We start from the raw sequence: 24,215 nt of genomic DNA on the forward strand, positions 1-24,215 counted from the left end.
AGGTATTCAAATTCTCTACATTAGATTTTATTCACTATTTTTTACGAAAAATACTTATTAAGTTCTCTGCGTCTTTGAGACCTTTTTCATCGAAATTCAGTCTAAAGTGCATGAGTGCATTTCTATACTGTCTAGCACTGTCTAGCAAGCCAATTATTGTTTTTTTATCTAGATAGTCTAACCCCATTTCACTGTATTTTTTAGAGATTATTGTTATATACTGCCCAAACTCAATATTTTCTGGGTTTACTGGTATTGGCTTATCAAGGCCTTCGGCATCTATTTCCTCTAGATTTATATTTCTATCAATAATTCTACTCCTTATTTCATTCTCTAAATTTTCATAAACCATAAAGCGATTAGCATATACTTCAAGAGCATTAGCTACAACTCTAGGTGTTATTAAATGGCTATATTGACCATGATCATTTCTAACAAGTATCGCGGAATCATTATGAAGTAACTTCATAGTATCCTGTAAGGAATTTTGCATGTTTACTTCAGGTAATTTTTTATGTTTAAAATTATTGATTGGTACATCTTGAATTTGTTTATTAGGATTCTCTATTAACCATCTAAAAATTTCTTTTCTTTTATACAATCCCACGTTTCTTTTCCCGTCCTGATCAATAATAGGAAGGTGTGAAATGTTCTCGGAAAGCATTTTAGTGTATACTTCTTTTATAGATGCAGAACTTTCTACTTTAATTAACTCTTTAGCGAAGGCTTGGATGGATTCAATACTATGATTCATAATAATAAAATTGGGTTTACGTAGATAACTTTAATGTGTTATAGATACGGGTTGATTTTAATTTTTTGAGAGAAATCAAATATAATCTAAAAATACCTTGAAATAAAATTATTAGATTCTATTTTATTCCTCTCCATAAGGATTTAAACTATCAAATTATGGTAATTTAATCTAACTAAACACTTGATTTATGTAATGGTACTATTGATTACAAAAGTCAATTTGTTAATTTCAAGTTTTTGTTCATTGTCATGACTATAAGCTACAAGATGGCCATCAATTTTTTTATTGGCTATACTATAGTCTAAACAGCATATATTATTTTTGTATAAGGAAGGTTTACCTTCTAACCAATAGTGGCCAAAAAAAACAGGCTTTTCGTTTCTTAAATAATACTCCGCATTATTTAAAGTAGATAAATCAATTCTTATATTAGGAAGGACAGACAAAGGTTTAACACTAATTTCCTTGTAGGTGATTTCTTTGGGGTCTTCCCACCATTTAATTCTAATTCCCCCCCTTTTATTGCCATCTTTGTCAAAAAAACACAATCCATTTGGCAGTCTAATTTCTTTACCTTTCAAGATTAATTCAATAGCTTCATTCAACTTTGTTCCCTTTTTTATAGATTGGCATATTAAAACATCTGTCAAGCAATTGTTTTTTAACTCTGTCTTTAGAAAATTTATACTTTCGCTATCCCAACAGGCATGGACAGCTCTAAACGTTTCTGTTTCATAGAATAAAGGCAATGATTTAAACCATTCTAAATATTCTTCGTATTCTTTTTGTCTGTTTTGAAATTGTTTTAGAGTTTCGTAATGTTGGGTAATATTTTTAATTGAATGTTTCCGTAAATGTCCGCCTTCAGATTCTAGAAAATGAAAGCATAGTGCGTTGTATTCATGATTACCCATTAATGCAATGGCACTTTTATTGTCAACCATTTGTTTTACAATTTCTAAAGTTTCTCTAATTTTAGGTCCTCTATCAATATAGTCACCAACAAATAAAACTTTTCTATTGGGGTGAGCGTAATAATTATTCTGTTTCGAATATCCTAATTTTTGTAGTAATTCTTTCAGTTCGTCTGCATATCCGTGTATGTCGCCAATTAAATCAATCATTGCTTGTAGTATGGGTTTTGCGTATTCACATTAACCTGTTTGTAACACTTAATGCCTTATTACAAATATAAAATTTTGGTTATAATAAGAAACTCTTCTTATTCCATGCAAAAATGCTATACTTAAGAGTCAGTTCTATTGCTATTATTTAATATATTTACAAAACAGACCTCTAATTTAAGCTATTTTAGAACATACTCTATGGATTATAGTGTTAATGAAAACACTTTAAGATATTTAAAGAAAAAACAAAAAGATTGGTCTGTTGAAAAAATAGAAGTAGAAGCTAAGAAGGTTTTAGACAAGTATTTTCAAGATAATAGTGAGAGCTTAGAAAAGCTTGAAATGAAAAACAAGAAGGTTTTTGAACAATCAGTTGATAAAGATTTTATGAATCTATTGACAAAATTAAATTGATTTTTAGTTGAATAACTTGATTCTAATTATGAAATTCCTCAGACTATTACACCACTTAAGTAAAAGGCATTGATGAAATACCTGATGAAAATTTAAAAGAGCAATATGAATTGTAAACTACTGATTGAAGATGAAATTTGGCATGTACAATTAAGTGACACTAATCAAGTATCGTTTGGATATTCCATACCTTATAAAAAATCTATTAAAGCCTTGAACCCATTGTGGCATGATTGGGATTATACAACTTATGTTCCGGAAGTGTCTTATGATATGAAAGGAGTTACAAGTGAAATTTCACCTTTTGTATTAAAGAAAGAGTTATTAAATGCAGTAGTTAGTTTAATTAAAAAATCTAAAGTTACATTCTTTTATTTCACACCGACATCTAAACAAAGAGGTAAGATTTATGCTAATTTGACAAAATTATTAATGAGTAAATTGACTGGGAAATGGGAAGCTCAAATAGTTGATGAGGAGTGGTTCTATTTTACAAAACTTCAAATTGAAAATGAATGAATAACAAATTGAATCGCTTTTTTTAAATATGGCACATTAACTCAAAAGTTTTAAATTTTTGAAAACCAATCATTTTTTTTAAAGGGGCCTGGAAAAGCATAAGCTTAGAATTCTGAATTTAATAAATGGTAAATAGTACGCTTAGATTTTAATTTAGTAAGTTTAGATGAACTGATTTTACAGGAACAATGAAAGTAGTCAATTATTACTAAAAGAAGTAGCCTTTAAGTCTCAGAAGAAAATAATATTATACAGCTTATTAATCTTATTATGAAAACGAAAAAACGTTATCTGACCAAATCACGATTTAAAGAAGCGTTGGATTGCCCAACAAAATTATTCTACACTAAAAAAGAGGATGTTTATGCAAATACTAAAAAAGAAGATACTTTTTTAGAGTCTTTAGCACAAGGAGGTTTTCAGGTAGAAGAACTTGCTAGAATGAGTTTTCCAGAAGGAATTGCCATTTTGGGAGATGATAGAGATTACAACAAAGTAATTGATAGAACAAAAGAATTATTGCAGCAAGAACATGTAACTATTTTTGAAGCTGCCTTTTTATATAATGGATTATTTATTAGAGTAGATATTTTACAAAAAAAAGGTAATCATATTCAGCTTATTGAAGTGAAAGCTAAATCAATTAGTGAAATTGACCATCAAGGTTTTATTAAAAAAAATAAACTAAACAAAGCTTGGACTCCTTATTTGTATGATGTTGCTTTTCAAAAATATGTAATTCAACAATGTTATCCAGGGTGGAGTATTGCCTCTTTTTTGATGTTGGCCAACAAAGATGCTGTTGCTACTGTAGATGGTTTAAATCAAAAATTTAAAATTAAAAAAGTAAAAGGTCAAAGAACTGGAATTGTTAAACCTCCTGGATTAAAATTAGAAGATCTTGGTGATTCTTTATTAGCAAAAATTTCTATTGAAGAGGAAATGGAGCATATTTATTCTAAAAACCCTATTGATGAAAGTAAGACTTTTGAAGAATTGGTTGCTCATTATCGGTTGCATTATGAGAAGGACATTAAAATTTTCACTGAGATTGGCCGAAAATGTAAAGATTGTGAATATAAAACCTTAGGTTCTGACCAAGATAAAAAAAGTGGTTTCCATGAATGTTGGAGTTCTCAATTGAAAATACCACTTAGTAAGATTGACCAACCGAAAGTATATGATGTTTCTAACTTTAGAAAGTCAGGTAAATTAATGGAAGAAGGTAAATTTTTCATGTATGAGATCAATGAAAATGATATAAACCCTGAGCCCGTTGCTGGAAAAATCTCACCTTCAGAGCGACAATGGATTCAAATAGAGAAGGTAGTTGATAATGACCAAACGCCATATTTAGAATTAGACGGATTGCGGGATGAGCTTAACAGTTGGGTATTTCCTTTAAATTTTATCGATTTTGAGACTTCTGCTATAGCGATACCTTTTACAAAAGGAAGAAAACCTTATGAGCAATTGGCTTTTCAATACTCGCATCATATTGTTTATGAAGATGGTCGAATTGAGCATGCCTCAGAGTACTTAAATACTGAGATAGGTGTCTTTCCAAATTTTGACTTTTTGAGAGCGTTAAAAGCATCTTTAGAGGCAAATCAAGGTAGTATTTTTAGATATCACAATCATGAAAATACAATTGTGAATGCGATTTATAAGCAATTATTCAATTCTGACGAACAGGATAAAGGTGCCTTGCTAGAATTTATCAAATCGATTAGTCATAATACTGGGAATAGTGTTACTGCTTGGTGTGGTGATAGAGATATGATAGACCTATGGAAAGTAGTGAAAGATTATTACTATGACCCTTATACAAAAGGATCGAATTCTATTAAAGATGTGCTTCCTGCAGTTTTACATTCAAGTACATTTCTTCAAAATAAATATCAGAAGCCGTTAGCTGCGATAAATGTAACTAGTAAAAATTTCGATAATACACATGTTTTCTTAAAAATTGAAAATGGAGAGCCTGTGAGTCCATATAAATTATTACCTCCGCTTTTTGATGGATGGGATAAGGAAGCTTTAGATACTAATATAACAGATATTGAAGGTATCAGTGATGGTGGTGCAGCACTAACAGCTTATGGTAAATTACAATTTGAAGAAGTTAGCTTTGAAGAAAGAAATGCTATTGAAACAAGTTTAAGAAAATATTGTGAGCTTGATACCCTGGCCATGGTAATGATCTATGAGTATTTTGCCGAAAAGGTTGAATAAATAATCTCTTGTTACAAAATTATTGATTACTACTATTCATAGATTGAATGAAGAAAGGGTATGTTTTTTAGCTTAGTTTTTTGTTAGCTACCGTTTATTTCTTTGTTCAATTCTCTATACTTTTTCTTACTCACTCGTTTTATATTTTCAAAAATTTTATTTTGTTTTTCTTCCGATATTTTTTTAAATCTCTCAATAAATATGGGATAGATGGATTTTGTAGCAAAACCCCAAAGAGGATTGGTCATATCATCTATTTGTCTCCAATGTTTTCCGTGATTTAGAGATAACATTTCTATTAAAAAGTCTAAATTTTCAAGCCATTGTTTTTTGCCACCTTTCCAAAGTAATTCACTTATACAAAATTCGCCACCTTTTTCTCTTCCTTTTTGAAGCTTAATTTTCCAATTTTCGTTCCATTCTTTTGGAATTAGGTCTTCTTTGCTTTTAGTGATTGGTTTACCTAATTTAGTCAAAATAGATTCCCATTCCTCAACATCAATAATCCATTTTTTAATTGCAGAAATAGCTGTTCGTTTTTCAGAAGTTGTCCATTGACTAGCTTCTTTAAGAAATGAGTTTAACACTTCGTTATTGTTTGGTATTGGAAGATAAAACCTAAACACTTGGTCGTGTTTGCCCATTCGTTTTTGAAATTCAGGTAATTTTTTTGCTAAAACTTGTCCGATTATATTCTGTGGAAATATCCAAATTGCATTATATAAACTTTCATAAATTCCAAAGTCATCTTTTAATTTTACTGCATCAATTAACTTTTCAAGAAATCTTACATCTTCATTTCCTTTCAGGGAATAAGTTAATTCACTAAATTTCTTGCATTCAGAATCTGTTTTTAAATTCCAAACTTTCTCAAATTCTAAAGACCAATTATCAAAGTCTATTTTACTCATTATGTTGGTTTTTAATGGTAGCTAACATAGGGATATGTGTCATATGACACATATATTTATTGTTAAAAGAATAAAGATTTAGAATCTAGTTATAAAACTTCATTATTTAGCAGCACCTCAAATTTAGGCAATTGGGAGAAATGGTGCAAGAGCGGGTGTTATTAGTGTTTTAGTTAATGTTATTTATTAATTTTTCTTTACTTGTTAGTATCAATAGGCCACCAATAACAAAACCACTTATAAGTCCTCCTAAATGAGCTGCATTATCGATGCCTCCCATAAAAAATCCAATTAATAAACTTAAACCGGCATAAAGACCTAGTAGTGTCCAAGTTATACCACGCATATAATTGGGGTAAATTTTAAAAATAGTAAAGGCTAATATGAGACCAATTATTATGATTTTGAAATTCATGTACTTTTGCCTCATTCATTGTATAAACTAAAAGTGGTGAATTCGTATTATTACCATAGAATCATTAATTGATTGATTAATAAAGCTATAGTAATCTATTGTTGAATGCCATGACGTTCCGCCGATAAGTCCTAATGTTTTCATACTTTTATTTTCAGTTTCTGAATTCATTAATTGTAATGTATTACTTTTTTTTAGTTGGTTCTGTACAAGAAACAAAACCTATAATTAAAAAAACATAAATGTATTTTGACATAAATTCTTTGTTAAGCTATAGTGAAAAACCCTCTTTTAATTGTTCAGACAATTGACTGATTAGTTCATCATTTTCAGAGTTGTTAGCAATATTTATATTTTCTTGAGGGTCCGTTTTATGATCAAAAAGTTCTCTCGTAATAAAATCACCTTTTTCCTTTTCTTTCTTTTTCCAAAGATACCATTCGACATATCGATAACGATCAGTTCTCACTGTATACCCCATACGTTCAACTTTTCTATCTTCTTTCGAGCCATAACGACCTAACAAAAATTGGCTAAAAGCTGCCTCTTTCACGGATGCATTGGAGTTTTCTAGAATTGGTATTAGACTTTTTCCATGTAAGTATTGTGGCACTTGGAAACCTGATAAATCTATTAAAGTAGGATATACGTCTACAAACTCTGTTAAAGCATTACTTAATTTACCCCTTGACGTTAATTTATCACCACTTATAATAAGAGGTACTCTTGTATCGATTTCATAATTAGATTGTTTACCCCAACTGTTATGTTCTCCGAGTTTCCATCCATGGTCACCCCACAAGACAACAATAGTATTTTCTTTAAGCCCTAAACGCTCTAACTCATCCATAAGTCTGCCTACCTGTGCATCAACGTATGATACACATGCATAATACGCATGTAATAATTCTCTTTGATCCTTTTCATTTAATGGATTTTCATTAGGTTCTGGTAAATCTTTTCGGTCATAATATCCTCTCATTTCAGCATCACCATTTACTGCAAATTCGGGACTACCTTCAGGTATGAATTGGTTGGTAGCTAGTGGCATATCTTCAGGATTATAAAGATCCCAATATTTTTTTGGAGCATTAAATGGCAAATGAGGCTTGTAAAAACCAACTGACAAAAAGAAAGGTTCAGCTTTATTTTTTAATTCTTGCAGCTTCTTTATGGCCATAGTAGTTTGAGCACCATCATAATATGCATCATCTTTAACGTCTGCCATTTCAATTGACTTCGCTTTAGTATAAATAAAGCCATATTTATCAAACTTTGCCGTTCCATTTTTAACTCGATTAAGTTCTCTTTCTTTTTGTATAATAAGATTATCTTGATTTAGATAAACCGCATCTGGGTCAAAAGGAAAACCATCTACATGTAAATATTCGTTCCATGCTAATGAATCTTGTAAGGTATTATGAAAGGTTTTACCTGTTCCAACGGTGTAATAACCATTGTTTTTAAAAAACTGAGGTAAGGTAACCACATCTGGTAAATTATCTCTAAAATGTGTTTTTAAATCCCAAACTTGAGTTGAATCAGGCCGTAAACCAGTTAATAAGCTAGTTCTAGATGTTGTACAAACGGCATGTTGGGTATAAGCACGATTAAAAGTCACACCGTTATTAGCAAGAGCATCTATATTTGGAGACTTTACAACAGTATTACCATAAGCACCTAAATCTGGTCTTAGGTCATCAATAGGTATAAATAAAATGTTCGGTCGTTCTACTTTTCCACTTGCTATTTCTTTATGTTGTTTACAAGCACTTAAACCGAACATAAAACTACAAACCATTAAACTAAGTAATTTTACTCTTGACATCTTCATTTGGTTATAAATTTTGTTTTGGAAGAGCTCCTTTCCAACCTTTTGCTAATTGTTGAGACAACTTACTAACGAGTTCTCTATTCTCTAAAGCATTGGCAACGTTTATAGTTTCATTTGGATCTATTTTATGGTTATACAACTCTGAAGCTGCAAAACCTCCTTTTTCCTTTTTTTCATTATCCCAATGGTACCATTCTATATAATGATATTGTTTTGTTTGCATAGCATACCCCATATATTCATTACCATCTTTGGAAACACGTGCTCGCCTTCTAAACTGCGAAAAAACGGCTTCTTTCCAAGCTAAGTCTGGATTTTCAAAAAGAGGTATTAAACTTGTTCCCTGAAAATAGGTTGCTTTATCTACACCAGCCAAGTCACATAATGTGGGAAAGATATCTATAAGTTCACTAAGTGCTTCAATTCTTTTTCCATTTACTTGATTAACTGGTTTTATTATTAATGGCACATGAGTATCTATGTTAAAGTTTGTCTGTTTTCCCCAACCGTTATGATCACCAAGTTTCCAACCATGATCTCCCCATAATACAATAATAGTATTTTCATAGAGACCTCTTTCTTTTAAACCTTGTATTAAATCACCAACACATTTATCTATAAAACTTACACTTGCATAATAACCACGTTTTAAAGTATCAGCAAATTTTTCAGGCAGAGGGTCATCTTCTGGTCTTCCTATTTTATAAGGATTATTATATGATCTTAATTCATAATTAGAATTTGCTGCCATTACAGGAACATTTTTTGGCAAACTCGGATTTGCCGCAGGCGACACAGAACCTGCAGGGTACATGTCCCAATATTTTTTTGGTGCCACAAAGGGCAGGTGTGGCCTAAAAAAACCTAAACCTAAAAAGAATGGCTCTTTTTTATCCTTAATACGATCAATAGTTTTTAACGCTAATTTCATTTGCATAGCATCATAAAATACTGAATCTGGTAAATCTGCTGCTTCTACTGCTGGGCCATGCCCCCAGCCATCACCGTATAATACCTTCCCTTTTCGTGCTATTTTTAAACTGTCTCTAACTCTAGATTGTATTTCATTAGATTTTTCTGAATAATAAAAAGTCTCACCATCTCTTTTCAAATAGGGTTTAGTGTTATAAGGTTCAGGTCTTAAATCAGGTTCATCCCATGAAATTGAATCAGGCATATAGTTATGAAATATCTTACCAATATTAACTGTATGATATCCTGCTTTTTTAAAATACTGAGGCATCGTTACGGCATTGGGATTTATTTCTCTAAACTTATCTCCTAGATGCCACACTTTAGTAGAATCTGGTCTATACCCAAGCAAAGTACTTGCTCTAGAGGTTGCACAAACAGCGGCTTGCGAATATGCATTTAACATTACCATAGATGACGACGCTAAAGCATCAATGTTTGGCGTTTTGATTTCAGTATTATCATAACATCCCAAATCTGGTCGTAAATCATCAATAGATAAAAAAAGAATGTTTGGTTTATTTATGGTAATCTCTTTGTTTTCAAATTCTTTTTTATTCTGATTATTACACCCTGTTAAAATAAGAATTAACAAAAATGACAACTGTAAAACTTTCATTTATTTCGATTTATATTTAAAAAACTCTTTAATTACCTTTTCCCAATAACTCAATCCATAGCTTGGTGTAACCTGTATTTCTGATACCGTATGAATGTCCTATTTTACCTTCAAGCACTGCTAAATCAAACTTCTAAATATGTTCTTCTGAAAAACGCATCGCCTTATATGTAGAGTCAATTATCTTAGCAGCTGGTTCTGTTGTATGGTAAGTTCCATAATAACGAGTGTAAGGGGTTATGCTCTCTTTATAATACCAAGAAGCTATTTCTTTCGTTTCAGAGTTTGTATAGGCCCAACCGCCTGAAAACGAAATTACTCTTGGCACAAGTTTACTTTTAGCGATGAATGCAGCAATTGGACCACCTTGTGATTGTGCATACACAGCACTTTCTTCCCATTTAAGATTTCCATCATCAAGATATTCATCCCAATTACCATCTTTATCATTTTCATTAAGATAGATTAGTAATTTAGTAAGTCTATTTACAATAGCATCTTGAGGTTGATCATCAATTAAAGAAAAATTACCAGTTCCAAAAATACATTTTGTTCTAAATTTTTCAGCACAATTAGAGTTTCTATTTAGGGTTTCACCTTTACAGATGCGTGCCACCGCTGGTGTGTTTATATATGATAAATTGATTACTCTATAACCTTGTTTTGTTACGGTTAAAAATAAATTTTTTGGTCCTCTTAAAGCTATTCCATTAGTACCTGGCATAAACAATAAAAGTTTACCATGTTTAATAGAGTTACCATATACTAGAAAGTGTGGTGTATCTGCATCCGTTATTTCCGTATCTGTATCTGAAAGTTTTATTTTAAAAACTGTGTACGGCTCTGGAAACAATGATTCTGATTGTGCAAACAAATTGTTAGCACCAATGTAGAATAGCAACTGTAAAAATAAGATGTATTTCATAATTTACTTAATTAATTTATTTCAAATCCCAAACTAATGGAAGTAATGGATATACAAAAACTGTTAGTATAATTATATAAATAATATTCAACCAAAATCCTTTTTTTACCAAAATTTCTAAAAAATCTGAACAAAAAACTACTTCGTTGGTTGGTATGACTACTGGTAACAAAAACCTAAATAGCACTTCATGCTACTAATAAAATCAGTCAGTTACGAATAAAGTTAACTACCTTTTTTTATTTCTATTGAAACATATATAAAAACGTTTTATGGTTTTGATAAGGATATAAAAAATGTCATAAAATTAAAAAATAGTATTTAGAAATCCTCAATTCTAAATACGATATATTTAGTTGATTTTAATATTGGAATTCATATTTCTAAGTATACTAACTACACTTTTGACAGCTAAAAAACTTGTCTTTGGGTTATTAGGACTTGGTTTATTTTCGGTACGTGTATAAATTTTTCCAAAACCACCTTCACAAGTTACCTCATGCATGTTACTTTTAGTATTGGGGTCTGCAACTATCTTAATTAGTAAATCTTCACATTTAGATGCAAAATAGATACTTGCAGCAACATTTATGTTTTTAGGAAATTGTTTTACCGCCTCACTAACTTTACCTTCCCAAATAGTCTGCTTAGTTTTTATTGATAACAAATCAACCTTTGAATTATCAAAAAAAGGTGCTCCTTCTAAACTTTTAGGATGCTTTGTTGTCTCTAGTTTTACTGAAGTGATTTCGTCATTTACTGCTTTTATTGCATCGAGCCCAGCAATTGCACCTACAGGTAAAATTACCTCACAATTTTTCAACTTTTGTAAAATCATTTTGTTCTCATAAAGACCTCCTGTACTGATAATGACTAATTTCAAACCTGTACGATCTATTTCAGGAAATTTCAATATCTGAGTAACAACGTCCTTATTTGCACATTCAATAATTATGTCAACATCGTTAATTATATCCGTAGTAATATCCTTTCTAAATTGAATAGATTGATTTTTTATATTACTAAGCTCGTTATCAATTTCTTTTCGAGCTACTACATATCTTAACTCGAAACTAGGATTATTACAAATCCACTCAGCGAGATATTTACCAATATTTCCAAATCCTATTATAGCTATTCTTTTCATGCGAATTTAATTATTTAAGTAAAGTATTTTAATGGTTTACAAAACCTTTTGAATGTCATTATTTAATAGGTGTGGTCAAGTCCCAAACCATTGGCAATACGATATAAACAACCACGGTTAGAATGAAAATGGATATAATATTCAACCAAAAGCCTTTTTTCACCATGTCTTGCATCTCTAAATAACCAGAACCAAAAACTACTGCGTTAGGTGGCGTGGCTACTGGTAACATAAAAGCACATGAAGCAGCCAATGTTGCAGCAATCATCAAGTAATACGGATGAACACCTAAAACTGGTGCTAATGATGCTAAAACGGGCAATAAGATAGCTGTGGTTGCTATATTAGAAGTAATCTCGGTCATGAAATTCACTATAGTTATCAATATGAATAACAACAGAAAGAATGGCAATACTTGTAAAGCGGTAAGTTTGCTTCCTATCCAAAGGGCCAATCCGCTACTATCAAAACCATAAGCCAAGGTTAGTCCGCCACCAAATAAAAGTAATATTCCCCAAGGAAGTTTAACAGCATCTTCCCAATCCATTAAATTCTTTCCTTTTTTGCGGGTGGGTAACAAAAACAGAATCATTACCGTACACAATGCAATGATGGTATCATCCATTTTAGGGATAAATTTTTGTAATAGAAAAGAACGGGCTATCCAAGCAAAGGCAGTTACGGCAAATACAACCAATACTATTTTTTCTTCGTAGCCCATTTTCCCTAAGGCTTTTAACCTTGTAGCAATTTCAGTACGACCACCTGGAAATTCCTTTTGCTTAAAGGTAAATGCAAAATGAGTAAGGTAATACCAACATAAAAACAATAGAATTATAGCAATAGGAAATCCTAAAACAAACCATTCTGAAAAAGTGATTTCTTTACCATAGGTAGATTGCACTACTCCCGCTAAAACTAAATTTGTGGGTGTTCCTATTAGTGTCGCAATTCCGCCAATAGAGGCACTGTAGGCAATAGCTAGCATTAGTGCTTTACCAAAAATTTTATTCTCATCTATTTCTGTTTCAGGATTATCATTTAATTGATATACAATCGCCATGGCAATAGGTAAAATAATTACAGCAGCGGCAGTATTCGATATCCACATAGAAAGAAATGCTGTAGCCAACATAAAACCAAGTATGATGTTTATGACGTTAGTGCCAATAACATTTATAATGGTTAATGCAATTCGTCTATGTAAATTCCATTTTTCTATCGCAATAGCTAAAATAAATCCTCCCATATAAAGAAAGATATATTTATGCCCGTAAGAGGTTACTGTTTCAGGCAAACTTAAGCCTCCAGTTAACGGGAAAAGAATTATAGGTAATAATGCTGTAACGTAAATAGGAATAGCTTCTGTAATCCACCAAATAGCCACCCAAGCCACTGAGGCTAGCACAGCATTAGCAGTAACGGATAAATTTTCTGGATGGAAGAAAAATAAAATATAAAAGAAAACTAATGGTCCTAAAACGCGACCAATATTCTGTTTAGATAACTGCATATTATTTTTTTAAAATATATTCTACACCTGCATTTGAATGAATCTTAGTTGTATTAAACACTACGATATCAACATCTTCTGGAAAAATCATTAATGGAAATTCTGTACAACCCAAAATCACCCCTTCAGCACCTTGTTTCCTAGCTTTTTCTATAACACTCATTACATAATCTTTTGAAGATGGTACAATGCTGCCATAGGTAAGTTCTTCAATAATAATTCTATGCAATTCATCAATTTCTGATTGTTCTTCAGGAACTAAAACCTCTATTCCATTATCTTCAATTCTTTTTGTAATAAAAGTTTCTTCCATGCTATACTTGGTACCTAAGAATAGCACTTTTTTTATATCCTTTTTGTGAATTTCCTTAGCTGTGGCATCCGCAATATGAATAATTGAAAAATCTAATGCTTGCTGAACCTTATCATAAACTTTATGTGGAGTATTTGCACAGAAAAGTACAGAGGTTGCTCCTCCTCTATTTAAACTGTTCGCAGCTTTTACAAGCATATGTGCAATAGAGTCCCATTTGTTTTCAATTTGAAAACGATGCACCTCTGCCTGATTTAGCGTGTACACCAATAACGGCGGATTTGTATTATTACCATAGTGGTCATTTACAGATTGATTGATCATACTATAATATTCAATGGTAGAATGCCAAGAAGTACCTCCAATTAATCCTAATGTCTTCATTTTTGGAACCTCTTTTTCTTCAGTATCAATTCTTGCCATAGTATTTTTTTTAGTTTCATTACATGACATTAGAATTAAAAGTAAAAAGCAGTAGTAATATATTTTCATAATCATGTATGTATAAACTAACTATCATTTCCTTCGATAGAAAATATCGAAACCTAATTCCCTTTTCCTAATAATTCAATCCATTGTTCGTTGTACCCTAAATTTCGAACACCATTAGAATGTGCTCTTTTCCCTTCTGGAACCTCTAAATCAAAACCATAGATGTGATCTTCAGGAATATTCATGGCTTTATATGTTTGTATTATGGTCTCGGCTGTAGGTTCTTTTTTATGGTAGGTACCATAATAACGGTCTGTTGGAGTTACGCTAGGATTAGAATACCACTTCGCTATTTTATTTTTAGCGGAATAATCCCAACCACCTGAAAAATCTATTACTCTGGCCACTAAATGTGTTTTTGCTATGAATGCAGACATACCGCCACCTTGAGATTGACCTGCTAATGCAATTTCACTCCATTTGGGAGCATTATTTTCTAAAAAACGATTCCAATTGCCTCGTTTGTCATGCTCTGCCAAGTACATTAATAGCTTTACTACTCTATTTTCAATAGCATCGTATGAAGCATCTTCGATTAGTGTAAATTCTGTATTACCATACACTCGCCAATTTCTAAAATCTGCCGCACAATTTGAATTTTCTGCTAAATTTTCACCTTTACAAATTCGTGCAATTGCAGGTGTATTGATATAGGATAAATTAATCACAGCATACCCTTGTTTAATAGCGGTAGCAAATAAATTCATAGGACCTTTTAGTGCTATGCCATTTGTTCCCGGGATAAAGAGTAACAGTTTTCCTTGTTCTATGGATGGATTATAGGCTACAAAATGTGGGGTATCTGCATTCTTAATTCTACTATCTGTTTGTGATGGTTTAATCTTTAAAATAACTTGAGGTTTAGGAAACAGAATGCTATCCTGTGCATTTACAAGAACATAACTAAACAGCATAAAAATGGTTATCAATAATCGGTGCTTCATATTTATAATTCTTTAGATGTTTAGTATTTAATTCCGTGCTAATTCATTCCATTTGTCAATGAATTTAGAACATGCTTCTACCATTCGTTTAGTATTCTTTTCTCCTCTTTCCAAAGTTGCTTCATTCGGATTTATTTCTCCCCAAACACCAGTTTCCGTCATTTCTTTGGTTGATGTTTTTTTACCCGTTTCTTTTGCTTTTAATCCTTCAGCAAGAAATAACATTTTAGCGGTAGTTTCTTCATTAATAACCTCTGGAAGCATTTTTTGTAAATGCTCCGGAAGCTTTAATTTTGGAGTAGTTGATTTTTCAATTTCTACCAAGCTAGGCATCAAATACATACAATCGGAAGTTTCACCAGTACCTGCATGTCTGTCTAAAGCTATTGCTTTCTCTATTTCTTCTGATTTTAGAAAAGGGGTAATTGCTACACTATAATCAACCGCAACGGCTGCGGTTTTTTGATTAATTTGATCCACTAAAAAAGTGGTGATTGCTCTATTTCCACCATGAGAATTCATAAATATAAACCGCTTAAACCCATGATGCACAAGACTTTCAACAGTTTCTATATGTACTTTTAGAATTGTCTCTGCACTCAACGTAATTGTACCTGGAAATGCCATGTGATATGGAGATTGCCCCGCCATTAAAACAGGTGCTACCAAAATATCTCGCTCTTGGGCAATTAGTTTACAAAGTTCTACTCCATTGATAAAATCTGTTCCAATAGGTAAATGACTTGAATGCTGTTCTAAAGCACCAATAGGAATAATCACTAAATCTGAATTGGTTAAAAAAGTCTCCACTTCTGGTACTGTCATGTGTGGCAAATAGTTTTTAACTTTTACTTCTTTCCACAGGGGATTTTTTTTCGATGTTACTGTCATTTAAAAATAATTTATGTGATAATTAGTCTCTAGTTGGCTTAAAATCTGCAGCAATCCATAATGGCTCACTTTCATAATAATTACCATTGGTTATTACTGCAGTTACTGTTCTAATGTTTGAAATATCAATTAAAGGGTTCTTATCTAAAATGGCGATATCAGCCTCTTTGCCTACCTCTAAGGTACCTGTTTCATTGCCCATACCCATGGCTTCGGCGGGAATGATAGTCGCTGTTCGAATAGCTTCTAATGGAGTTAGTCCACCATATTTTTGATAAATCTCTATTTCTAAAAAAAGTCCAAATCCTGGAGCGAAATTATCAGTTCCAGCAACTACAGGAACCCCTGCCTTAAAAAATTTCCCGATAACTTCTAAGGATTTTATAACGTTTTCCTTTGCCTTTTTTGCACGTGCTTCACTCACACCGCTTCTAAACAGTTTTCCTTCAAACAGTTCATAAGCCATTCTTTCTGCATCGGGCTCAATAGTTTTCATTTTTTCGCCTCTTGGCATAGTTCGTATCATACTAAGCCCTAATGTTGGGTCTAAAACGGTACCGTGTTTTAAAAAAAACGCGATTGCATTATTTATTTGAGCATCTGTAATTTCGTTTTCCGCCATATAATTGGCACCTAACTCAGATATCTTTTTATCAGGAAATAATACGGCAAGGATTCTAGTGGAATGGCTTAACATATCCATTCCACTCTCTACCGCATCATTTGCATTATTGACAAGAGCAGGTACATGACCAGTTACCGTCATCCCAACTTTGTGTGCTTCATCTGCCAATATTTTTAGTATATCGGGTGCTATTGATGTGTATACTTTAATTTGCTTATATCCATTTTTATGATACATCGCCACAACCTCCTTGGCTTGTTCAGGTGAAGTTGCTCTAACAACGCCATTCCCTTTTGCTCCAGGACCATCGGTCATTCCTGCTAAAATAATATCTGGACCTAATGCTCCATCATTGGCTATGGCATCTCTAAATGCCGTTGCAAATTCCAATTCATTTCCATTATCACGAATAGTGGTAACTCCTCCCGCTAAATACGCTGGTGCCCATTGTACTTGATTTGAATGTGCATGCATATCCCACAGCCCAGGTATAAGCGTCTTACCTTTTACATCAATAACATCAGCTCCCTCTGGTATTTCAATTTCGGTGCTTTTACCAATACTTTTAATTTTTCCGTTTTCTATAAGCAAGGTCATATTTTTTTTTGTTTCCTCGCTGAATCCATCAACAATATCCCCTCCAACCAAAGCAGTTATTGTAGCCTGTTCTTTTTTTAAGTTTTTAGTATATGTAGACAGAGCATCCATTTGCTCTGTTACATTGCCTGCAATAAATACCGGTAAAGCTTCTTCATATCCTTTTCTAATCATTTCTCTTATTTGGGTATTCGCTTTAACCAGGGCTATTAAGTTTTTAGACTCATCTAACCAAACAGTTCTACCTCCCCAATTGATACCTTCAACTACATACCTATCTAAAGTTATTTTTTTACCTTTTATTTCAACGACATCTTGCCCTTTATGCGTAATTGACACCTCTCCTCTTGGTAAGGTTGACACACCACTTTTTAAATCATTTTTAAAACAGTAATGATACAGCATCATCTCCATAGCTGCTGGAATATTACTATGTAAAGGAAAATAAGCGTCTGGAGCCTTCACTGTAACTACATCAAAATGTTTTTCCCAAATAGAAACCATGTTATCATCACTAATTTCCATTTTAAAAATATTGGTTGTGTCCTTATTTGTTAAACGTCTACTGCTATAATAAGTTGGCACTAAGTCTTTAGTCATCCTTAATTCAGCCTCTACACCAGTAATGCGACCTCTTTCATTTTCACCTTGTAATGACTTTACAATTACCCCATCATCATTTGATTTAATAGTATACGTTTCTTCTCCTATTGGAGATTGCCTTCTATGGACAATAAAAGCTCCTTCTTCATCCACATTATCCCAAGTTGTATCAGGAGTTGAATTTGGAGCACAGGAAGCTAGTATGACTAAGAAGAACACCCCTAAAAAATTCATTGCATTTTTTACTTTATGTTTAAATTGAATAGATTGTTTCATAATGACTTGGTTTGTTTTATTATTAAGATGTTGTAGTTAATACGTGCAAATACAATGAAAATAGACTACGGAAAATAAGGCTTGTATCTATTAAAATAATAGACATTCAGCTCATCTGAATTACTTTCGATAATATCTAATTTACCATCTCCATTTAAGTCGACAGTCATAATATCATAGGTATTAAATTCTTTTTTACTCAATGTGCTTTTTTTCCAAACTTTTCCTTTTTCACTATTAATAAAAACGGTATTCGGAGCTCCTACATTACCAATAACAATATCGATATCACTATCTGAGTCTAAATCTCCTACTGCAATGGAATATGATTTATCAGAACTTGAATCAAACTCATACTTTTGGTTATAATTTTTTCCTTGATCACTTAAATATATAATGTTAGGTTCTCCAATATTTGCTGTAATTATATCTGCCCAACCATCATTATTCAAGTCGACTATAGCCACAGATCTAGTATTATCTTTGCCAGTACCATAGGGCGTTTTATTAGTGAATTTTAAATTTCCATCGCTGAGATACACAAAATTTTGTTGCTCATCTCTATTGGCTAAAATTAAGTCTTTATGACCATCATTATTCATATCAGCCACCTCAACATCTATAGTTGAATCTTTTTTAGAGCCAAAACCAATGATTTTGGTAAAATTGCCTTTTCCATTATTTAAGCATATTTCATTTTCCTTTCCTCGATTTGTAATTATTATGTCCATATCTCCATCACCATCTATATCTGAAACAATAATATTCCTGGTAGGGGCATATTTTTCACCAAAACTCGCTCCTTTCGTGAAATTCCCTTTTCCGTCGTTTAAAAAAATATAATTTGGAGCCATATCATTACCTACTGCAATATCTAAATCTCCATCATTATCGAAATCAGCAAGCTCCGTAGAATAACTTGTCTCTTGCTCATCTCCCAGCACCTGTGACACCGTAAAAACTCCTCTACTATTATTGAAAAACACTCGATTTTGACCAGGCCAATGTCTTCCATTAGCAATAAGTACGTCATTATCACCATCATTATCAATATCACCTACATCAATTGATGCCGTACGTTCTTTATGAGTACCCAGTATTAATCTACCACTAGTAAAGAATTCGGACGTCTGCCCAAAGCTAATAGTTGTAAAAAGTAAAAGCAGAAAAATTTGTAAAAATTTCATTATAGTTCTATTTAAAATTAATAATTGAATTCGCTTTAAAAAAAGCCTACTCATAGTGTTTAATACCCATAGCATTGTACAACTCTTTTGAATAATACATGTTACTACCTTTCATAGTCCATTCTACCTTTCTAATATCACCTATATTTTTCAATGGATTTCCATCTATTAGAATAAGATCTGCTTTTTTTCCTATTTCAATAGATCCATAATTTTCCGCTACACCCGTAATTTCTGCAGATTTTATAGTTGCAAGTTTCAAGACCTCAGCTACAGGAATACCAGACTTCTCATAAAGTTCTAATTCTCTGTGATACAAAAAACCAGGTAACCCGTCTGTACCAGGCACAATGGCAACATCTTTTTGAAAAAGGTCATAGAGCACATTCAACATGTTATTGTAACTCCTTTTATACAACGCACTGGTTTTATCCGTTTTAGGAAGACCACCTGCATAAAATTGACGCTGACTAATTACAGGAAGCCTACTCATAATCTCACTATATGTAGGACTAGGTTCTCCTTTTTGGGACACGAACATATTCTCAAAAATTGCCATTGTAGGGTCAACCAAAACTTCTTTTGATTTTAAAAGATCTACAAACTGAAGATACTCATCAGATTTAAGATCAAGACTTGCCGCATGTTTTGCCACCATAGTAAAACGCAAAGGTGTACGTGTATCTATTGTATCTGATAAAAAATTTAAAAACAACATATTCATATGTTGAATTTCATTATAACCCCTATCAATAGCCTGAGATGCCGTCATATAAGCGGGTATATGACCACTTACTCTCATATCAAGTGAACGGGCTTTATCTACCAATGGCTTAACCCATTCTGGTTTAATAGAACTGTACAGTTTTATTTGCTGATACCCCAAGTCTTTATAAGACTGAATTTCAGACAATCCTTCTTCAAGGTTTTGAATTACATTACGTTGGTTTGCAAAAGGGCCAGGACCATCAATAATTCCACTGAAAATAACAATGCGTGGTCCGATAATAGTATTATTATCAAATTCTGCACTAAGCTCTTTTAATTGCTTATTATTTGCCAAATCTCGTACAGCAGTGATACCGCCAGCCAAATGTAACATGCCTCTAAATTTTGTATTGTGCGTATGCATATCAAACATACCTGGCATCAGAGTTTTTCCGGTTCCATCAATAATTTGAATAGACTCAGCAATTACTTTATCATCAGATGGACGAATAGCCTTTATAGTTTCATCTTCTACAAAAACATCTTGATTAAAAAGCATTGAACCTGTAGATGTTAAAACATTCGTGTTTTTTATCATCACTTTATCAATACTATGACTTAGTTTCTCAGTAATCTCTATTAAAAAATCATCCTCAACCTTATCTTGTAATATTTTCATTTCTGTACGAAAATTCTTAAAATCTTCTCGCACTATATGTAAATTTCCTGAAATACTACATATCATTTCATTGCCTATCATCCACAAATAGGTAGGATTCATATCTAAACCATTGATCATTAAAAGATCAAGAGCTGTCCCATTTTTTAGCGTTAGTGGTATTTTTTTTACTAATTCGGCTTCTCCTTCAGGAAATAGGGTTACTTTATTCGATGTTGATTTTAATAAATGTTGTGCAAGAATTTCGTAGATAGCTGGAGACCCATCATAACGAAAGTAAAGTTCATCTTCTTTAATCTCACCTTTAGAATCACCTTTTGGATTTTTCCACGAAGCTGCAGTTCCATTAGCAGTGAAACGTTCGTTTATGGGCACTTTACGATAATTAACACCTTCTATGGATTGGTTGATAATAAAATCGTGCTCATTCAAAGTTATTTTTTCTGTATACTCTGGTCCACGACCTCGATCTGCATATGTATAGAAATATTCAAAACTTGTATTGCTAATTTTTAGCTTTTCATAAACACCTGCATGGTTTTCTCTAAAAACTACTTCATATTCAATTTTGTCAATATTAATATTATCTTTTTGTGAGGTTTTATTGCAACCAACTATTAAAAAAAATATAACTATAAAACTGTTCTTCATAATAAAATTAATTATTTACAATTTGCATCTATTACCATCTCAATTTAATCAGAATTAAGGTTTCAAGTTTTCATCAAAATACCGTAACCAATTCTGTCCTAATATCTTTTCGATGTCTCCAGTACTATATCCTCTTTTATCTAAAACTTTGGCAACATTCAAATAACGTTCTGGTTCATCTAAACCCTGAATCCATGCTGGCCAACGCACTTGATAAGAAGGCGGAAACCGTGTTAAACGGGGTACATACCAGTTTTCGCGAGTAGCTCCGTTTGCTTCCATGCCTTGAATGGCAAAATCTGCAGCTACTCCCACATGATCAATACCAGCAATCTTAACAGCATGATCTATATGATCTACATACGTTTCAATGGTTGTTTTACCTCCAGGATCAGGTCCAATCATATAACCAAGACAGATAATCCCCATAACACCACCTTTATCGGCCATTGCCTTAATTTGTTCATCAGTTTTCGCACGTGGATGATCTTTATAAAGGGCATCACACATGGAATGATTAAAACAGGCACCTGTTTTACTAAATTTTATCCCATCATTGGTTGTTTGACGGCCACAGTGAGATAAATCTATTATAATACCCAACTCGTTCATACGTTCAACAGCTTCAATACCAAAGTTAGAAAGTCCAGCATTGGTACGTTCGGTACAACCATCACCCAATAAATTTCTTTGATTATAAGACAATTGAATCCAGCGTGTACCTGCATTATACAAAGTATCAAGATTGTCAATTGACTTTTCCATCATGGTAGCGTTTTGAAAACCCATTAAAACCGCTGTTTTATTCTCTTTTTTTGCTCTTATAAAGTCATCTCCGCTAGTGGCGTATATAAAAGTCTCTGGATGGTCATCTATACGATCTCGCCATTCAGCTAAAGAAGCCATAGCCGTTTTTAAATTTCTTGAATCTAATGATGCACTAAAACCGGTATATCCTGACTTTTCTAATGCTTTAAAAGAAGCTTCATTCCATCCTCTGGGTATTACCAAACCATCAATTACAATTGCCTTATTATAAAGTTCTTCGATTTTATTATTTTTAAAATTTTCCATTAATTTGGGTGGTATGTTTTTTTTTGAATCAGCAAATCCAAAGGTAGAAGATAGTGCACCTATAGACTGAATAGGTAAAAGTGCACCTAGAGTACCGATTGATAATGTTTTAATTAAATTTCTTCGATTTTTTTCCATAATTTATATTTTAAGAAACCGCTTTTTTAGTTATAGTAACCTCTCTTTATTTATAAGTAGCTTTTATAAATTATGTAGACAATTTAAACACCACTATTATTAATTATTTCGTCGAGGTTATATACTTATAAAAATTAGTTTGAAGGATTTTGCACTACTAATGGATTTGCATTTATTTCATCTTGTGGTATTAACCATGTCCATCTATTATCTTCAGGGGTTACTTCTAATACGCCACCAGCTAATGCAGAATCATGAATACTACCAGGCTCTAATCTATTTAATGGTAAACTTAAACGCTTTAGGTCTAAAAAACGGAAGCCTTCACCCCATAATTCAATTCTACGTTGTACCATAATTTCATCAATTAAATCTTGACCTGTATTGGTAGATAATACATAATTATCATCTCTAGTAGAAACTAAATTAAAAAGAGCTTGTGCTGCCAGTCCATCTTCTCCATCTCTTGCTAAAGCTTCAATTTCAATTAGATGCATCTCTGCAGAACGCATCATCGGTACATCCATTAAAGCTACACCGGTACTTTCAGTAAGAAATTTTTGATTGGTATATGGATGTTTACTATGACGTGAAGAGATTTCATATCCATCTTGTAGATTCGCGTGCTCACCATCTGGTGACCACAATGACTTACGTACATCGGTACTTGAAATCTTATCATATAAAGGCTTATTAATAGATCTAGGGTTGGCTCTAATTGCTGCCGAACTAAAATTTCTAGAAATATAAGCTCCAAGATTTCCAAATCCATTTGATTGATCTTCGACGATATGACTTGCCCACATAAATTCACTGTTTTGATCCAAGTTTGTTGAGAAACCCTGACGGTAGGTTTCTTGGTCCATTAATGGATAACCACTTCTAGCTACAATAGCATATTGAACAGCAACATCCCAGTTTCCTTGAACAAGTGCAACTCTAGCTTTTAATCCTTTAGCAACATTTTCACTAAGGTGTGATTTGTTTGTTTGTGATTTTCCAGCTAATAAAGTAATTGCCGTATCAATATCAGCATTTATTTGATTATAAACTTCTTCTACAGTAGCACGTGCAATCGGTTCTGTTGAAGGTTCTGTTTTTAATGGAACACCCAATTGGCTATTGACTTGTCCTTTTACATAACGATCTGCATATACTTGCACTAGCATAAAGTGAGAATACGCTCTATACAATAGTGCTTGTCCTTTCACATTTTCTCTTACATCATCATCACCAACCGCATCATCAATTCCAGCAATTATTATATTTGCATTCGCTATCCACTCATAAAACATTGCCCACTTATAAGTATTAGTGTCTTCTGAAGGAGTATCGGTTAAGATCCATCGATATTCGACTGTATAATTATTTGAATTAAAAACATGATCTTCACCCATTGCATCCATATTCATATTAAAAACACCAGCACCACCCCTTCCTTGACTTCCACTTGATTCTGTACCATAGCGAATATATAGTGCTCTATGTATTCCATTTAATGCTGCCATAGCATTTCCAGTTGTTTGGGTTACAACTGCAGCCGCAACTTGATCTGTGGGTGTTGTTTCTAAAACGTCTTTACTACATGCCGTAAACAATACGTTTATTGCAAGTATTCCGATAAAAAGTATTATTATTTTTCTCATTTT

The 24,215-nt window shown here is 32.6% G+C and carries 20 protein-coding genes; 3 read left to right on the top strand and 17 right to left on the bottom strand.

All coding sequences use genetic code 11. From position 1 onward, the window contains the following. Positions 1–34 precede the first annotated feature (34 nt). Positions 35–754 (bottom strand): CBS domain-containing protein, encoded by a 720-nt coding sequence (locus JBL43_RS05325; protein WP_198840427.1) that lies wholly within the window; start codon positions 752–754, stop codon positions 35–37. 188 nt (positions 755–942) lie between these two features. Further along, positions 943–1,881, bottom strand: a complete 939-nt coding sequence (locus JBL43_RS05330) for a metallophosphoesterase (protein WP_198840428.1) — start codon at positions 1,879–1,881, stop codon at positions 943–945. A 201-nt stretch (positions 1,882–2,082) separates the two neighbouring features. Here JBL43_RS05330 and JBL43_RS05335 point away from each other — a divergent pair, with 201 nt between their 5' ends. The 3 genes from JBL43_RS05335 (at position 2,083) to JBL43_RS05345 (ending at position 5,052) form a co-directional block, all read left to right on the top strand. Next, entirely contained in the window at positions 2,083–2,298 is a 216-nt protein-coding gene (locus tag JBL43_RS05335) for a hypothetical protein (RefSeq protein WP_198840429.1), read from the top strand. Between the two features lie 105 nt (positions 2,299–2,403). Next, positions 2,404–2,817 carry a hypothetical protein gene (locus JBL43_RS05340; RefSeq protein WP_198840430.1) on the top strand — a complete coding sequence of 138 codons (414 nt, stop codon included), beginning with the start codon at positions 2,404–2,406 and terminating at the stop codon, positions 2,815–2,817. A 270-nt stretch (positions 2,818–3,087) separates the two neighbouring features. Beyond that, positions 3,088–5,052, top strand: a complete 1,965-nt coding sequence (locus JBL43_RS05345) for a DUF2779 domain-containing protein (RefSeq protein ID WP_198840431.1) — start codon at positions 3,088–3,090, stop codon at positions 5,050–5,052. 83 nt (positions 5,053–5,135) lie between these two features. Here JBL43_RS05345 and JBL43_RS05350 read toward each other — a convergent pair whose 3' ends face one another. The 15 genes from JBL43_RS05350 to JBL43_RS05420 all read right to left on the bottom strand — a co-directional run bounded on the left by JBL43_RS05350 (position 5,136) and on the right by JBL43_RS05420 (position 24,212). Further along, a complete protein-coding gene (locus tag JBL43_RS05350; RefSeq protein WP_198840432.1) occupies positions 5,136–5,963 on the bottom strand; it encodes a hypothetical protein in 828 nt (275 codons plus the stop codon). Positions 5,964–6,132: 169 nt separating this feature from the next. Further along, positions 6,133–6,378: a rhomboid family intramembrane serine protease gene (locus tag JBL43_RS05355; protein WP_198840433.1), complete on the bottom strand. Its 246-nt coding sequence runs from the start codon at positions 6,376–6,378 to the stop codon at positions 6,133–6,135. Positions 6,379–6,649: 271 nt separating this feature from the next. Continuing rightward, positions 6,650–8,206: a sulfatase gene (locus JBL43_RS05360; protein ID WP_198840434.1), complete on the bottom strand. Its 1,557-nt coding sequence runs from the start codon at positions 8,204–8,206 to the stop codon at positions 6,650–6,652. A gap of 10 nt (positions 8,207–8,216) precedes the next feature. Further along, positions 8,217–9,803: a sulfatase gene (locus JBL43_RS05365; protein WP_198840435.1), complete on the bottom strand. Its 1,587-nt coding sequence runs from the start codon at positions 9,801–9,803 to the stop codon at positions 8,217–8,219. Between the two features lie 133 nt (positions 9,804–9,936). Continuing rightward, on the bottom strand, positions 9,937–10,728 hold the full coding sequence (locus JBL43_RS05370; protein ID WP_198840436.1) for a BPSS1187 family protein: 792 nt from the start codon (positions 10,726–10,728) through the stop codon (positions 9,937–9,939). Between the two features lie 352 nt (positions 10,729–11,080). After that, positions 11,081–11,875, bottom strand: a complete 795-nt coding sequence (locus tag JBL43_RS05375) for an aspartate dehydrogenase domain-containing protein (protein ID WP_198840437.1) — start codon at positions 11,873–11,875, stop codon at positions 11,081–11,083. 58 nt (positions 11,876–11,933) lie between these two features. Then, complete coding sequence (locus JBL43_RS05380; protein ID WP_198840438.1) at positions 11,934–13,388, bottom strand: SLC13 family permease; 1,455 nt, start codon at positions 13,386–13,388, stop codon at positions 11,934–11,936. A 1-nt stretch (position 13,389) separates the two neighbouring features. Then, the gene (locus JBL43_RS05385) at positions 13,390–14,124 is read right to left on the bottom strand and encodes an aspartate/glutamate racemase family protein (protein ID WP_198840439.1); all 735 of its coding nucleotides are present in this window, start codon (positions 14,122–14,124) and stop codon (positions 13,390–13,392) included. A 122-nt stretch (positions 14,125–14,246) separates the two neighbouring features. After that, the gene (locus tag JBL43_RS05390) at positions 14,247–15,137 is read right to left on the bottom strand and encodes a BPSS1187 family protein (protein ID WP_198840440.1); all 891 of its coding nucleotides are present in this window, start codon (positions 15,135–15,137) and stop codon (positions 14,247–14,249) included. 27 nt (positions 15,138–15,164) lie between these two features. After that, positions 15,165–16,028, bottom strand: a complete 864-nt coding sequence (locus tag JBL43_RS05395; protein ID WP_198840441.1) for a creatininase family protein — start codon at positions 16,026–16,028, stop codon at positions 15,165–15,167. Between the two features lie 22 nt (positions 16,029–16,050). Then, positions 16,051–18,129 carry an amidohydrolase family protein gene (locus JBL43_RS05400; protein WP_198840442.1) on the bottom strand — a complete coding sequence of 693 codons (2,079 nt, stop codon included), beginning with the start codon at positions 18,127–18,129 and terminating at the stop codon, positions 16,051–16,053. Positions 18,130–18,194: 65 nt separating this feature from the next. Beyond that, entirely contained in the window at positions 18,195–19,316 is a 1,122-nt protein-coding gene (locus JBL43_RS05405) for an FG-GAP repeat domain-containing protein (protein ID WP_233098695.1), read from the bottom strand. 46 nt (positions 19,317–19,362) lie between these two features. After that, positions 19,363–21,354, bottom strand: a complete 1,992-nt coding sequence (locus tag JBL43_RS05410; RefSeq protein ID WP_198840443.1) for an amidohydrolase family protein — start codon at positions 21,352–21,354, stop codon at positions 19,363–19,365. Between the two features lie 54 nt (positions 21,355–21,408). Beyond that, positions 21,409–22,566, bottom strand: coding sequence for a dipeptidase (locus JBL43_RS05415; RefSeq protein WP_198840444.1), 1,158 nt, complete (start codon positions 22,564–22,566; stop codon positions 21,409–21,411). A gap of 134 nt (positions 22,567–22,700) precedes the next feature. Further along, complete coding sequence (locus JBL43_RS05420) at positions 22,701–24,212, bottom strand: RagB/SusD family nutrient uptake outer membrane protein (RefSeq protein WP_233098696.1); 1,512 nt, start codon at positions 24,210–24,212, stop codon at positions 22,701–22,703. Positions 24,213–24,215: the final 3 nt, after the last annotated feature.

This window comes from Aureibaculum flavum (genome assembly GCF_016406085.1).
GTDB lineage: Bacteria > Bacteroidota > Bacteroidia > Flavobacteriales > Flavobacteriaceae > Aureibaculum > Aureibaculum flavum.